Source organism: Pseudomonas vancouverensis, assembly GCF_004348895.1.
In the GTDB taxonomy this organism is placed as follows: domain Bacteria; phylum Pseudomonadota; class Gammaproteobacteria; order Pseudomonadales; family Pseudomonadaceae; genus Aquipseudomonas; species Aquipseudomonas vancouverensis.
Window position 1 is genome coordinate 63,093 of the sequence record NZ_RRZK01000011.1, and the last position, 12,827, is coordinate 75,919.

Annotated in this window: 14 protein-coding genes and 1 riboswitch; of the genes, 6 read left to right on the top strand and 8 right to left on the bottom strand. The window is 60.3% G+C overall.

Annotated features, from left to right (window positions below):
* Window positions 1–57: 57 nt before the first annotated feature.
* Window positions 58–942 carry a LysR substrate-binding domain-containing protein gene (locus tag EIY72_RS11800; RefSeq protein WP_093222953.1) on the top strand — a complete coding sequence of 295 codons (885 nt, stop codon included), beginning with the start codon at window positions 58–60 and terminating at the stop codon, window positions 940–942.
* 7 nt (window positions 943–949) lie between these two features.
* Here the strand turns inward: EIY72_RS11800 and EIY72_RS11805 are convergent, their stop codons facing one another.
* Window positions 950–1,825 (bottom strand): LysR family transcriptional regulator ArgP, encoded by an 876-nt coding sequence (locus EIY72_RS11805; RefSeq protein ID WP_093222950.1) that lies wholly within the window; start codon window positions 1,823–1,825, stop codon window positions 950–952.
* Window positions 1,826–1,937: 112 nt separating this feature from the next.
* Between EIY72_RS11805 and EIY72_RS11810 the strand changes: the two genes are divergently transcribed.
* The 4 genes from EIY72_RS11810 to EIY72_RS11825 all read left to right on the top strand — a co-directional run bounded on the left by EIY72_RS11810 (window position 1,938) and on the right by EIY72_RS11825 (window position 5,691).
* Window positions 1,938–2,900 (top strand): arginase family protein, encoded by a 963-nt coding sequence (locus EIY72_RS11810; RefSeq protein ID WP_093222947.1) that lies wholly within the window; start codon window positions 1,938–1,940, stop codon window positions 2,898–2,900.
* 73 nt (window positions 2,901–2,973) lie between these two features.
* Window positions 2,974–3,756: an ABC transporter substrate-binding protein gene (locus EIY72_RS11815; protein ID WP_093222944.1), complete on the top strand. Its 783-nt coding sequence runs from the start codon at window positions 2,974–2,976 to the stop codon at window positions 3,754–3,756.
* A gap of 215 nt (window positions 3,757–3,971) precedes the next feature.
* Window positions 3,972–4,409, top strand: coding sequence for a GFA family protein (locus tag EIY72_RS11820; RefSeq protein WP_093222941.1), 438 nt, complete (start codon window positions 3,972–3,974; stop codon window positions 4,407–4,409).
* A gap of 94 nt (window positions 4,410–4,503) precedes the next feature.
* Window positions 4,504–5,691: a DUF2252 family protein gene (locus tag EIY72_RS11825; RefSeq protein ID WP_093222937.1), complete on the top strand. Its 1,188-nt coding sequence runs from the start codon at window positions 4,504–4,506 to the stop codon at window positions 5,689–5,691.
* Between the two features lie 3 nt (window positions 5,692–5,694).
* Here the strand turns inward: EIY72_RS11825 and EIY72_RS11830 are convergent, their stop codons facing one another.
* The 7 genes from EIY72_RS11830 to EIY72_RS11860 form a co-directional block, all read right to left on the bottom strand.
* Window positions 5,695–6,240: a DinB family protein gene (locus EIY72_RS11830; RefSeq protein ID WP_093222934.1), complete on the bottom strand. Its 546-nt coding sequence runs from the start codon at window positions 6,238–6,240 to the stop codon at window positions 5,695–5,697.
* Window positions 6,200–6,718 (bottom strand): GNAT family N-acetyltransferase, encoded by a 519-nt coding sequence (locus EIY72_RS11835; protein WP_093222931.1) that lies wholly within the window; start codon window positions 6,716–6,718, stop codon window positions 6,200–6,202. The genes EIY72_RS11830 and EIY72_RS11835 overlap by 41 nt, the downstream gene beginning before the upstream one ends.
* A 34-nt stretch (window positions 6,719–6,752) precedes the next feature.
* Window positions 6,753–6,971 carry a DUF4287 domain-containing protein gene (locus EIY72_RS11840; RefSeq protein WP_093222928.1) on the bottom strand — a complete coding sequence of 73 codons (219 nt, stop codon included), beginning with the start codon at window positions 6,969–6,971 and terminating at the stop codon, window positions 6,753–6,755.
* A 139-nt stretch (window positions 6,972–7,110) separates the two neighbouring features.
* Window positions 7,111–8,034: an ABC transporter substrate-binding protein gene (locus EIY72_RS11845; protein WP_093222925.1), complete on the bottom strand. Its 924-nt coding sequence runs from the start codon at window positions 8,032–8,034 to the stop codon at window positions 7,111–7,113.
* Window positions 8,031–8,393: a (2Fe-2S) ferredoxin domain-containing protein gene (locus tag EIY72_RS11850; protein ID WP_093222922.1), complete on the bottom strand. Its 363-nt coding sequence runs from the start codon at window positions 8,391–8,393 to the stop codon at window positions 8,031–8,033. The genes EIY72_RS11845 and EIY72_RS11850 overlap by 4 nt, the downstream gene beginning before the upstream one ends.
* Window positions 8,393–10,330 carry a TonB-dependent receptor plug domain-containing protein gene (locus EIY72_RS11855; protein ID WP_093222919.1) on the bottom strand — a complete coding sequence of 646 codons (1,938 nt, stop codon included), beginning with the start codon at window positions 10,328–10,330 and terminating at the stop codon, window positions 8,393–8,395. Before EIY72_RS11855 ends, EIY72_RS11850 begins: the two co-directional genes overlap by 1 nt.
* A gap of 94 nt (window positions 10,331–10,424) precedes the next feature.
* A riboswitch (cobalamin riboswitch) is annotated at window positions 10,425–10,627 on the bottom strand.
* A gap of 39 nt (window positions 10,628–10,666) precedes the next feature.
* The gene (locus tag EIY72_RS11860; protein WP_093222916.1) at window positions 10,667–11,560 is read right to left on the bottom strand and encodes a LysR substrate-binding domain-containing protein; all 894 of its coding nucleotides are present in this window, start codon (window positions 11,558–11,560) and stop codon (window positions 10,667–10,669) included.
* Window positions 11,561–11,690: 130 nt separating this feature from the next.
* On the opposite strand from EIY72_RS11860, the gene EIY72_RS11865 reads away from it, so the two are divergent.
* On the top strand, window positions 11,691–12,788 hold the full coding sequence (locus tag EIY72_RS11865; protein ID WP_093222913.1) for an ABC transporter ATP-binding protein: 1,098 nt from the start codon (window positions 11,691–11,693) through the stop codon (window positions 12,786–12,788).
* The last annotated feature ends 39 nt before the right edge of the window (window positions 12,789–12,827 follow it).

The following is a 12,827-nucleotide window of genomic DNA, read 5'->3' on the forward strand; positions in this document are numbered from 1 at the left end:
GAGCGATCAGTTATTACCTGCCGGGCATTCACCCTCGACTCAATCAGGCTGCCACCGATGAGCTTACCGCCGCTGCACAGTTTCAAGGTTTTCGAGTGCGTTGCCCGGCTGGGCAATATCAGTGCGGCGGCCGATGAACTGCATGTCACCGCAGGCGCTGTCAGCCAGCAACTGAAGGCGCTTCAAGCCAGCCTCGGCATGGATTTGTTGGTCAAGCAGGGCCGCCAACTGGTGCTGACCGACAGTGGCAAGGTCCTGCAGAAGCACGTGGCCAGTGCGATCAAGGAGATTGGTGCCGGTGTCTCTGCGCTACGCAATGCGACTGTTTCGCCAGACCAAGTGCAGCCACTGACCTTGTCCATCCCTGGCTCCTATGGCCTCGGCTGGCTGGCCAGACGCTTGTTCACGTTCATGGATGAGCATCGCCACATCAAGCTCAATGTCATCAACGAACGCAGTTACGGCCAGGTTGACTGGCGGCGGGCGGATGTCGCGGTGATGTATGGCACGCCACCGGGTACGGGTTATTGGTGGCGGTTGCTTCATGGGATACGCATGACCCCGGTCTGCAGTCCCCAGTTGCTTCGTGGGGACCGGGGCCTGCGTCACCTTGACGACCTGAGCCATCATCGCTTGCTGCATGAAGACGACGGCTCGCAATGGCGGCGCTGGCTCACCGAGGCGCGTTGTCATGAGCGCGACTACAACGACGTTCATTTCGAAGACTTCGGCCTGGTGCTTGAAGCCGCGCGCGAAGGTTTTGGCGTTGCCCTCAGTGACGAGGTCGTCTCGGCGAAAGACCTGGATGAAGGGCGACTGGTGCAACCGTTCACGTTGAGTGTTCCGGCGCTGCATAACTACTACTCTGTTTGCAGTGAAAGTAGTCGGAATCGACCTGAGGTCTATGAGTTTATCGAGTGGCTCGGGTCCAGTGCCCGTTAGCCGTCCATCAGGCATTGATGGGGATGGCGATGCTTTGGGTGAGTTCCTTGAGTAAGTGAGTGTTGAGTTTGAAGGCTTGCCAGTACAGCTGGATATCCAGTGTCTGCTCGGGAGCGAGCTCGACCAGAAGTCCACTTTCACACTCATCCTTGATCAATATTTCCGGCGCCATGCTCCAGCCCAGTCCCATGTTCGTCGCCTCGATCAGGTTGCGCGAACTGGGTATGTAATGAACGGGCATCTGCAAGCTTTGGCCAAATAGCTGCAGGCAGAAACGCTCCGTCATGCTGTCCTGCCGATCAAACAGGATGGTCGGAGCCTGTTCCACAGCCTGCTGTGTAAAACCTTGGGGAAAGTATTCTTTCTGAAATTCCGGAGTCGCTACCGCCTTGTAGCGCATGGTCCCGATCGCCTTGATGGCGCAGCCTCTGACCGGTTTCGGATCGGTCGTGATGGCGGCGATGGCAGTACCGTCGCGCAACAGTTGGTTGGTATGTTCGTGATCCCCCATGCGCAGGTCCAGCGACACATGGTGCGCCTTGATCACCGGCAAGATGGCGGCCAGAAACCAGGTCGACAGTGAGTCATCGTTCAAGGCAATCGTGACACGGGCGTTGACCGTGCTGTTGGCTTCGCTCAACTCCTGCCGGGCGTCCGTCTGCAGCATGCGCATCTGTTGTGCCAGTCGCAGCACGACTTCCCCGGCGGATGTGACCTGGGTCGGCAGCAGTCGTTTGACCAGCAGCGTGCCGACGCTTTCTTCCAGTTGCTTGATCCGATGAGACACGGCGCCGGGCGTCACATGCAGGACGCGTGCGGCCGCTTCGAAGCTTTCTTCCTCGATGACGGCCAGAAATGTCATCAGATCACGGGTGTCGAGCATGGCGTCCCTGGTTTAGTTTTTTTAAAGATGAACCAATTTATTTAGCTTGAGGATACCTGCGGCCTTGCGTCTACTCAATGAGCCTAGATGCCTTCCACAGGAGACCTCACCGATGAACATGCAAACCACCCAAGCCCCCGTTCGCCCCTTTCTGAACTGGCCCATCGCAACTGTCGCACGGGCTCGGCCGACGCAAGTGGCACTGCTCGGGTTGCCCCACAGTGAGCCCTATCCGGGCAACCCGCACCCCAATGACCAGGCGCGAGCACCGGATGCCATACGTTGGCAATCCGGGCAGTTCTGTGATGGCCAGGAGCATTGGGATTTTGATCTGGGCGCTGAACTGTCCAGTGTGTTGCCAGCCCACTGCGTCGATTTCGGCAACATGCCCTGGACCAACGGCAGCTATGACGAACATGCCCTGCAGGTGACCGAGTTGCTGGCCAGTCTCTGGGGCGATGGTGCACAGGTGTTTATCCTGGGCGGCGATCATGGGGTCACCATCCCGGCCCTGGATGCCTTGGCGGTCTTGCAGACTCCCGTACACATCCTCCATATCGATGCTCATCTCGACTGGCGAGCCGAGGTCAGTGGCGTTCGTCGCGGCTATAGCAGCCCGTTACGCTGGGCCAGCGAAAAACCGTGGATTTGCGGGATGACACAGATCGGCATGCGCGGGACGGGGAGCGCCAGGCGCGAAGAGTTTCTTGCGGCGCAGGAATACGGCTCGCGGATTTTCACGGCAGAACAGATTCACGCCTGCGGTATCGAACCGGTGCTTGCCACGATCCCGCAAGGCGCAGCCGTCTACATCACCGTCGACGCAGACGGGCTGGACCCTTCCGGCATGCCTGGTGTTCTGGCGCCGTCGCCGGGTGGTTTGCGTTTTGAGCAGATTGCGCCGCTGTTAAGGGCCGTGTCGCAGAAATGCAAAGTGGTAGGCATGGATGTCGTGGAAGTTGCACCCAGTTTCGATGCGAGCAATGCCATGACGTGCATTATCGCTGGCAGAATGATTCTTAACGTATTGGGTGCTTCGTGGGGAAATGCGGGCGCCTACCGAGATCGGAAGTGATGCGACGATTCAAAGGCTAAAGCGGTTTGAGATTGGCACTGCCTACATTTAAATAAAAACAGGAACTTACATCATGGCGATGGTCAAGTTGATCGGGCTGTTTGCGCTCGTCTGCATTTCAGCGTCGGCATTTTCTGAAGAGTCGAAAGTTGTGCGCATTGGCATTGAGCCCAGTTACCCTCCGTTTTCGTATAAAACATCCGATGGCGGCACGGCAGGTTTCGACTACGACATGGGCAACGCGCTCTGTGCCGAAATGAAGGTCAAATGTGTGTGGGTGGAACAAGAGTTCGATGGCCTGATTCCCTCACTTAAAGTCAGAAAGATAGATGCCATTCTTTCTTCCATGTTGATTACTTCTGAGCGCCTTAAATCCGTGGATTTCACCCAGCAGTATTATCGAAGCATGCCGGCCAGACTGGTCATGAAGCAGGGCTCCGTCATCAATGATCCGCTGGTTGATCTCAAAGGGAAAAAAGTCGGCGTACAGCAGGGCACCACAAACGACCGCTTTGCCTCTGACGTTCTCGTTCCTTCAGGCGTCGAGGTGGTGCGTTACGGATCCCAGGGGCAGCTCTTTCTGGACCTGGTGGCAGGCCGCCTGAACGCTGGACTGGCCGATATCGTCAACATTTACGAAGGCTTCCTCAATACCGATGCTGGCAAAGGTTATACGGTCGTCGGGCCTGACTTCGATGATCCGAAATACTTTGGCGACGGTAACGGGATTGCAGTACGCAAAGGCGATAAGGCGATGCAGGAGCAATTCAACTCGGCCATTGCCGCCGTCAATGCCAACGGCACTTGCAAGCGCCTGCAGGAGAAGTACTTCAAGTTTGAAGTGTGTGCCCGTTAAGTCGGGTTGATGGTTTTTTACGGTTTGGGAGGCCACTGGCGCGATTTTACTGAGCAAAAGGCTAAAAGCCCCTGAGGCTATTGCTTGGGGGCTTTTGCTTATCCAGCAGCGACCCGGCGTATTATTTTTCTGGTTCGTGAACACAGGAGCCGGTAAAAATAGCCCACGCTTTCGGGCTGAAGCGCTCGATAATCTGCACTACAAAGGAGATTCACATGGCAACAGGGCAGTGTCTGTGCGGTACCGTCCGTTTTTCCCTCGAAGTTGAGCCTCGATTCTTTTATCGCTGCCATTGCACTCTGTGCCGCAAGCAAACCGGGGTCGGCCACAATCTCGCCACGCTGGTCAAAGCGCCCGACTTTCGCTGGGAAGCAGGGCAGGAGGTAGTCAAGAGCTGGCTAAAGCCCACTGGCTACAGGAACGACTTCTGCGCGCAATGCGGCTCGACTGTGCCGAACGTCCTGCGTGATTCGCCTTACTACTGGATTCCGCTGGGGCTGCTCGATGGCAAGCTGGATGCTGAGTGTATTGGCGACTTCTGCACGGCGGACGCGATGCCGTGGGACGACCAGCGCTCGCCACGAACCCATGATGGGGCCCCGGAATCACTGGCGTTTCTGCTGGGGGAGCTGCAAGTCGAAAACCGGGGGTAGAGAAAAAGTCGGGGCACTGAACACGCTGAAATAATTTGAAACATTTACACGAGCGCAAGGGTCAACAGCCTACAGTCCCTTGCAAGAAGACTTCATGAAAACACCTCGACCGTCGGCGCGTCTGGAAACACTTTCCCACCTTAAAAATCTGAAAATGGCGAGATCCGCCCACGCCTATGTCCGGGGCAGTACGGTGCAGTTTTACGAGTGGCTGCACAGCCAACCTGGCAGGCGCCTGCCCAAAGGGCCGGCCGTGTGGATCTGCGGCGATTGCCACGCCGGGAACCTCGGGCCGACGGGTGACTTGAAAGGCCGCACCGATATCCATATCCGTGACCTCGATCAGACCGTCATCGGCAACCCTGCCCATGACCTGGTGAGGCTGGCACTGTCGTTGGCCACGGCGGCTCGCGGCTCCGATCTGCCCGGTGTTGCCACCGCGCGCATGCTCGAAGAAATGATGGTCGGGTATGAGCTGGCCTTTCAGGAGGATGTCGAGGCGGAGCCGCCCAGGCCCGCGCAGGTGAAAGCCGGCATGCGCAATGCCGTGCAACGGACGTGGAAGCACCTGGCCCGGGAACGCATTGAAAATACCCGGCCCACCATCCCTTTGGGCAAACACTTCTGGTCGCTGTCCAAACCCGAGCGTGCGGCGCTCAAGACCCTGTGTGCCACGCCGCAAATCCATACGCTGGTGACCGCGCTCAAGGGGCGGTCCAACGACGACAAGGTGCAATTGCTCGACTCGGCTTACTGGGTGAAGGGCTGCAGTTCGCTGGGGCTCAAACGCTATGCGGTGCTGCTGGGGATAGGCGAAGGAGAGGATCAGGACTACTGCCTGATTGATGTCAAGCAAGCCATCGCCGCCGCAGCGCCCCGTGTCGCCAGGGCGGCGATGCCCAGGGACAACGGCAAGCGGGTAGTGGAGGGCGCGCGGTTTCTGTCGCCGGGCCTGGGTAATCGAATGCTGGCCACGCGGGTGCTCGACGACGGATTTTTTATCCGTGAATTGCTGCCCCAGGACATGAAGCTGGAGCTGGATCAACTGAGCCAGACCGAGGCGATGCTGGCTGCCGGGTATCTGGCGCGGGTGGTGGGGCTGGCCCATGCACGGCAAATGGACATGGCCACGCGCTTGTCCTGGATCACCGAGTTGCAATCCTGCCGCTCAAAGACCCTCGATGCGCCGTCCTGGCTCTGGTCGAGTGTCGTGCAGCTGGTGGCCAGCCACGAACGAGGCTATTTGGAACACTGTCGTCGCTATGCGTTGCAACACCGCTGAACGCTAGGTCGCGCCGGGCTCGTTGGGCACGAGGAACAACAGGTCGGTATCGCCGGTATCCACCCCCGCCTGGGTGAGCAGGGTGGTGACCTGCCCGCGGTGATGTGTCTGGTGGTTGAAGAAGTGCATGAGCAGGCTGTAGAAGTGCCGATCCGCGGGAATGCCCCGGGTGTTGGCGTAATGGAGGAGGTGATCCAGGTCCGGCTCGCTCAGCGAGGCGGACCAATCGATGATCAGTTGATCGAGCCACAGCCGTTGCGCCGCCAGCTCACGGAAATTGGTGAACAGCAACTCATCGAGGCGCCTGGGCACAGGCAGTTGCTCAAGCGCCGCCAACGTCGGGTGATTGGCCGGGTGCGTGGCAAAACGCTTCAACCAGATGATGTCCGCCGCCACCAGATGATTCAGCGTGCCGAGAATGGAGCCGAAGAAGGCTTTGCGGTCCCGCGTGAGGGCTTCGTCCGGCAGGCTGCCGGCCGCGGCATAGACCTTCGCGTTCATCCACTGGTTATAGTTCGCCATCAGGCAGACATGCCGGGTGCGGCTCATCCTGTACATCCTCGTGCCGTTCCATATGAATGATAGCGATCGGCTCTCCACCCAGGCCATGGCTGAAGAAACCCCGCTCGCGGGTGACGAAACCGTGGCGTTGATAGAAGCCTTCGGCATTCAAGGTCGACTCTACCCTGATGGTTTGAATGCCCGGCCCCCGGGCCTTTTCCAGGCCGATCCCGAGCAGATGTGCGCCCAGGCCGTGGCCGGACGCTTCGCGCAGGAGAAACAGCCGCGTCACCTCGCCGGGTTCGGCATCGACAAAACCGACGATTCGGCCCGCCAGCAGGGCCACGACCATCTGCCCGCGGTGGATCAGTTGCTCGTAGAAGTCCGCAGTCCTTTCGCCCATCCAGCCGCTGAGTTGCTGCGGCGAATACAAGCCGTTGGACAACTCGGCAATCGACTGGCGGGTGACATCGAAAACGGCCTGACCGTCGCCCGGTTGTGCACTTCGAATGATGAATCCCTGCATGAACCCATCCTTGTCAGCAGGTAGATGAGTGACGTCAGGCCTTTTTGCCCGCCGCCAGGTGGTAGGCCACCAGCGCATTGGCATGGCCATGACCCATGCCGTGCTCGGTCTTGAGCCACGCCACCTGTTCCATGTGCTTTTTGTCACTGACGGTCTTGAGCAGGTCCAGCCAATGGTTGATCGGCTGTCCGTATTTCTGCTCGATGGACGGGAAGTACGAAGCGGGTCCTTTGGTCCTGGTGTCTTCAGTCACGGTGCAAACTCCCTTTGTGCTCTAGCTGTCGGGCGACATACTCCGTCGCATTTTCGGGTGCACCGCAGATTACTTTTTTTGCCTGCGCCGAGTCCACTGGTCTGCTTGTGCCGTCTGTCTGCCGGGATCCGGGCAACGGTTATTGCTTTTGCAGCGCCTCGAACTGTCTGGCCAGATCGAGGGCGACCCGACCGCTGGCGACGCTTGGCACCAGATGGGTGAACGGAATGTCGATCAGACGGTTCTCGCGCACGGCGCGCAGTTTCGACAACACCGGGTCCCGCCTCAGCAATTGGTGTTTGCGGCTGGCCGGGGACCACAGGGCATCGGCCAGCACGATGACGTCGGGGTCGGTGATCAACAGGGTTTCGCTGCTCACGGTCACACGGTACTGATTGATACCGTCGAAGGCGTTGCGCGCACCGGCGGCGGCCAGCAGCGCTGTCATGAAACCTCGCTGGCCTTCGCTGTCCAGGCCGTTGACCTCGCTGTCCAGATAAAACACCGAGAGCGGCTTGCCCGTGCCGGTCAGTGCCTTGGCGCTGGCAAGGTCGGCGTCCATGGCATCGATCAGCGCCCGGGCCTTTTGCGATTTGTGCAACAGCCGGCCCAGGGTCAACAGGTCATGACGAATGTGCCCGAAGAAGTCCAGGGAATGACCGACGCAGGCCGACTCCAGCAAGTACGAGCCGATACCGTTGCCCGCCAGACCGATACGCGAGGTGACGCCGGCGTCGAAGGCGCTGGCGAAACCACCGACCACCAGGTCCGGCTTTTGCGCATACAGCACTTCGCTCGACGGATAGCGCGGCGCAATCACCGGTACACCGAGATACTCGCCCTGGCGATGTGCGGCACCGTTGTCGTCCAGGTAGGCCACGCCCACCAGTGCCGGCCCTGCGTCGAGGGCGAGCAGCAGGTCGGCGGCGTGCTGGTTGAGGGCGACGATGCGCGACGGTGGCGAGTGGGGCAGGGACCAGCGCTGGCCGCAGTTGCTGTAACCGTCGGCCAGTGCCGATGTGGCCCAGAGCATTGCACTCAAGACGAACCCTGCGCGTTTCATCGGCGCTCCCTGATCAACATGTCCTCGACAATTTCGCCGCCCACCAGGTGCACGTCCACCAGCCGTATGGCTTCGGCTTCGTTGCTGACCCGGTACCAACAGGCTTGCGGGTACACCGTCAGCACCGGTCCCAGGTTGCACGGGAACTGACAGTGAGTGCGCGTCAGCAACACGCCCCCAGGCACTTCGATGCGCTGGTGTTCGAGCAACTGCCGGCGCAGCTTCTTCCACAGTTGCAAGGCGCCGCGCTGGGTGCAGCGCGGGCCGGTGCAGAGGAACACGTGATGGGCGTGTTCGGGGATGTGCGACCAGTCCGGGTGGCTGTCGACGACGGTCTGCGGATCGCTGGGTTCGGTCATCAGAAACGGTACGTGTAACGTACTTCGGAGGTGAATGGGCGGCCGAGGTTGTCGACGTTGCTGGCACGGCTGGTGACGTAATCGCGGTCGAACAGGTTTTCCACCAGCAGGCTCAGGCGATGCTGGTGAGCGTTGTCCAGGTAGCGATAGGCATCGGCATCGACCACCGAGTAATGCCCATACTCGACCCGTTGCGCACTGGTGACGTCGCGGATGTAGCGGATCGCACCACCGGCACCCCACAGGCGGTCAACCGACTCATAGCCGACCCGTGAACGGGCAAAGAAGCTCGGCACATTGTTGATGGTCACCCCGGCGCGGGACTCGGTGAGGTTGCGGGTCACGTCGGCCTGCAGGCTCCATTGCTCGTTGAGCGCCAGGCGTGCGTCTGCTTCGAAGCCGCGCATCCGTACCTCACCCTCACCATTGACCCACTGGATATCGTCGAGGGTGATCAGGTCGGTGATCTTGCGTTTGTACAGCGTGACGCTGGCGCTCAGTTCGCGCTGGAACAGGCTGCCCCGGTAGTCGACGCCCAGTTCGGCGTTGCGGCTTTTCTCCGGTTTCAGGTTGCGGTTACCCATCTCGAACTCCGGCTCGTTGACGAACAGTTGCTCGGCATTGGGCAGCTTGTAGGCGCTGCCGTACTGGCCGCGCAGCGCCCAGTTGTCGCTGAGGTCGTAGAGCGAGGTGAGCATGCCGACCGTGGCGCTATCGCCGCCGCTCATGGCTTCGTGACGCACGCCGATGCTCGGGTGCCAGTTCGGCAGCGCCTCGATGTTCGGTCGCAGCTGGGTGTACAGCGCATGGGCTTCGGCCTGGGTATTGTCGATGACCATCACGTCATCCTGGCCCTTGAACCACTGGTTGTCGGTGCCGAATACCAGAACATGCTCACCGGGCAAAACGGCCTTGCCTTCGACCTGCATGCCCCAGTCGGTGAAGCCCCAATAGTCGTTGTCGTTGATGACTTTGGTGCCACCGCCCTCGACGTTGTTGATGCGGGTGTAGCGGGTGTCCCAATCGTTGATATGGCCTTTGACGAAATAGCTCAGGCGCTCGCTGAGGTTGTGTTCGAAGGTCGCCGTGGCGATTTGCTGGACACGGTCGTTGGTGGTCTTGTGGTCGTTGACCGGGCGAGCGAAGTCCAGGTTGGCATCTGAATACTGATAGAACAGTTGCAGCCGGGCGTCGTCACCGAAGGACTGGATCGCCTTGGCGCCGAAGGTCGTGACTTCGTAGCCACGGTCCTTGTCGGAACTGTTCTTGATGTCGCTGTTGCGAAACGGCTGGTAGCCGTCGGAGACGTTGTGGCTGACGTAGGCCAGCAGGCCCAGGTCGCCGAAACCGTTGCTGAAAATCTGCTCTGCCCTGGCATCGCCGCTGTTGCCGCCGAAGGAGTCCAGCCCGAGGTTCAGTTCACCGGAAGCCACGCGGCTCTGCGGGCTGCGGGTGACAATGTTGATCACGCCCGCCACCGCTTCGGTGCCGAACAGCAGGCTTTGCCCGCCCTTGAGCACTTCGATGCGTTCGATGGCATTGGCCGGCAGGGTGTCCAGGTACAGGCCGCCGTAGAGGCGGTTGTTCAGGCGCACGCCGTCGAGCAGGATCAGCGTGTCGCCGTCACGCCCGCCCAGCAGGGAGTAAGTGCCGTAGTCGAACGGGCCGTTTTTCGGCGCGACATACAGGCCCGGCACGAACTGTTGCAGCACGCGGGTGACATCGGCGTCCGGGCCTGCCCGTTCGATTTGTTCGCGAGTGACGATCTCGACCTTGCTGCCGTAGCGCGCCATCTCGGCGACGGTGGTGGACTCCACCGAGGGCGCCGAAACGATCTGTTGATCGAGTTCCAGGGGCTTGTCTTCGGCCAGCAGCCAGGGGCTGAACAGGCAGCCGAGCAGCAGGGTTGGCGTATTGGAATTGAAACGCTGAATCATAGTCTTCTCGAAAAGGATCTTCGCAGAAGAGCATGCAGGAGAAGGCATCGCGCACGCGCCGACACCGGCCCATGCCCGCCCACCGCAGGATTTTGCCAAACAGACATTTCAGGCCGGTCTCCGGGCTCACGCGTCTGGAGGCTTTCACCTTCCCATGGCCGTCTGGCCACAGTGGTGTGTCGAAAGCATCACGCGTATACCGTTGCGGGGGCAGCACCGGACTTGCTCGAAAGCGTACCGGTTTCCCGTTTCACCCCATGCACGGCGGCAGGGGGCACCTGAAACAGGGCGGCATCTGAACACTCGCATGACCGTTCGTCAACCTTGCCGGTGCACTCAACCCACCCGCGCAATCATTTCCAGCTCGCCCATCAGCCATTCGGCGAACGCCTTGGACAGCTCGTTGGCGCCCCGTGGCGGCAGGATGATGAAGTACGGGTGCGGCGCCGGGAACTCGATATCGAACAGGCGGATCAGGGTGCCCTGGGCCAGCTGTTCGCCGGCCAGAATGTGGTCGCTGATGGTGATGCCGGTGCCGGCGATGGCGGCATCGATGGTCAATGCCGCGTTGGGCAGGTAGATGTTCTGCCGGCCTTGCAGGCTGGGGATGCCCGCCGCGAGAAAGTAGCGGCTCCAGTCGTAGCCATCGTCCTCGTGCAGCAGCACCTGCTTTTCCAGGTCCCGGGGTTTGCGCAGCGGTTCGGCGCCATTGAGCAGGCGCGGGCTGCCCACCGGGAAGTACATGATGTCGCCCAGCGCGGCGATGCGCAGGCCTTCGACTTCGCTGTCGCCGAAGGAAATCACGATGTCGGTGCTCTGGTTCGCCTGCTCGATGGGCAGCAGGTACAGCGACACATCGGGATAGTCGCGCAGAAAACGATCGAGGATTTTCGAGATCCGCGCCAGCAAGGCCGGGGCGCAGGCGATCCTCAAACTGCCTGAAGGCGTCGAGGTGGGCAGGGCGCTGTGAATGTCGCGCAGTTGCTCGAAGGCGCCGTTGACCAGTTGACTGAGCTTGCGCCCCGCCGACGTCAGGTGCACGCCCTTGCCCTGGCGCTCGACCAGGGCGACTTCCAGCTCCTCTTCGAGCTTCTTGATCTGATGGCTGATCGCACTGTGAGTGACGTGCAATTCCAGCGCGGCGCCACCGGTGCTGCCTTGGCGGACCAGTGCATCGAAGGCACGCAGGGCGATGAGGGAGGGCAGTCGGCGGGTCGCTTTGATGGCCATGTTCAGGCTGATTTTCGGTTAGTTAAATTCACATGAAACCTAGAAAACAAATCATTTGATGTCAATCTGATTTGTCATGAAGATGACCCCAGGCGTCAGTCAACTTGTTCGATCCTGAGAGGGAAGTCGCATGTCGGTTTCGCAAGAACACTTTGTCGATTTGATACGACTGGGCAAGACCTACGGGGAAACCCGCGCTCTGGGCGAGCTGAGTCTGTCGATCAAGCGCGGTGAATTCCTGACCCTGCTCGGGCCTTCCGGCTCGGGCAAAAGTACGACGCTGATGATGCTCGCCGGCTTCGAACAGCCGAGCGAAGGTCGCATTGAGCGCAACGGCGTCGACATCACCCATCTGCCCGCCGATCAGCGTGATTTCGGAGTGGTGTTCCAGGGCTACGCGCTGTTCCCGCACATGACCGTGGAACAGAACATTGCCTACCCGCTGAAGGTGCGCAAAGTCCCGGCCGCACAGATCACCGAAAAAGTCGGGCAGATGCTCGAGCGAGTGGGTTTGCAAGGCAAGGGCCAGCGCGGCATCAAACAGTTGTCCGGTGGCCAGCAGCAGCGGGTGGCACTCGCCAGGGCGCTGGTGTTCGAACCCTCATTGCTGTTGCTCGATGAACCGCTGTCAGCGCTGGATCGACGTCTGCGCCAGGAGATGCAGGTGGAACTGGCGCGCATGCACAAGGAATTCGGCACCACCTTCGTCTTCGTCACCCATGACCAGGAAGAAGCCCTGGCCTTGTCTGACCGGATCGCCGTGTTCAACCAGGGACGATTGGAGCAACTGGGCACGCCCCAGGAAGTCTATGAGCGTCCGGCCAGCCGTTTCGTCGCCAACTTCCTCGGCGACATGAACCTGCTGGGGGTACAGGGCATCCGCCGTCAGGACGATGCACTGGTCTGCGACTACCACGGCCGCCCCCTGACCCTCACTCAAGCAACCACGCACCTTGCTTCCCACCTTGATCCGGCATGGCTGGCGATCCGCCCGGAACATGTCGACCTGCAGCCTTTCGCCAAGGCCGGTGCCGGCAATGGTGTGGTCGCGCGCATGGAAAAACTCACTTACCTGGGCACCCACGTGCACCTCGACATGCGCCTGGACGACGCGCAATCCCTGGCGCTACGCATTCCGGTCAGCCACCCGCTGGTCAACGATTTGCAGCGTGGGCAGGCGTACTGGTGTGCCTGGTCGCAACAGCACGGTCACCTGATTTCGCAGTAAAAAACCGAACAAGAAAACACCCCATAAAAACGATCGTTC

What these genes read in the sequence shown, in the direction of transcription:
- EIY72_RS11800 (WP_093222953.1), top strand. Translation starts at nt 58, where the DNA reads ATGAGCTTACCGCCGCTGCACAGTTTCAAGGTTTTCGAGTGCGTTGCC.
- EIY72_RS11815 (WP_093222944.1), top strand. Translation starts at nt 2,974, where the DNA reads ATGGCGATGGTCAAGTTGATCGGGCTGTTTGCGCTCGTCTGCATTTCA.
- EIY72_RS11850 (WP_093222922.1), bottom strand. Translation starts at nt 8,393, where the DNA reads ATGACCGAACCCAGCGATCCGCAGACCGTCGTCGACAGCCACCCGGAC.
- EIY72_RS11855 (WP_093222919.1), bottom strand. Translation starts at nt 10,330, where the DNA reads ATGATTCAGCGTTTCAATTCCAATACGCCAACCCTGCTGCTCGGCTGC.
- EIY72_RS11805 (WP_093222950.1), bottom strand. Translation starts at nt 1,825, where the DNA reads ATGCTCGACACCCGTGATCTGATGACATTTCTGGCCGTCATCGAGGAA.
- EIY72_RS11865 (WP_093222913.1), top strand. Translation starts at nt 11,691, where the DNA reads ATGTCGGTTTCGCAAGAACACTTTGTCGATTTGATACGACTGGGCAAG.
- EIY72_RS11825 (WP_093222937.1), top strand. Translation starts at nt 4,504, where the DNA reads ATGAAAACACCTCGACCGTCGGCGCGTCTGGAAACACTTTCCCACCTT.
- EIY72_RS11820 (WP_093222941.1), top strand. Translation starts at nt 3,972, where the DNA reads ATGGCAACAGGGCAGTGTCTGTGCGGTACCGTCCGTTTTTCCCTCGAA.
- EIY72_RS11845 (WP_093222925.1), bottom strand. Translation starts at nt 8,034, where the DNA reads ATGAAACGCGCAGGGTTCGTCTTGAGTGCAATGCTCTGGGCCACATCG.
- EIY72_RS11810 (WP_093222947.1), top strand. Translation starts at nt 1,938, where the DNA reads ATGAACATGCAAACCACCCAAGCCCCCGTTCGCCCCTTTCTGAACTGG.
- EIY72_RS11835 (WP_093222931.1), bottom strand. Translation starts at nt 6,718, where the DNA reads ATGCAGGGATTCATCATTCGAAGTGCACAACCGGGCGACGGTCAGGCC.
- EIY72_RS11860 (WP_093222916.1), bottom strand. Translation starts at nt 11,560, where the DNA reads ATGGCCATCAAAGCGACCCGCCGACTGCCCTCCCTCATCGCCCTGCGT.
- EIY72_RS11830 (WP_093222934.1), bottom strand. Translation starts at nt 6,240, where the DNA reads ATGAGCCGCACCCGGCATGTCTGCCTGATGGCGAACTATAACCAGTGG.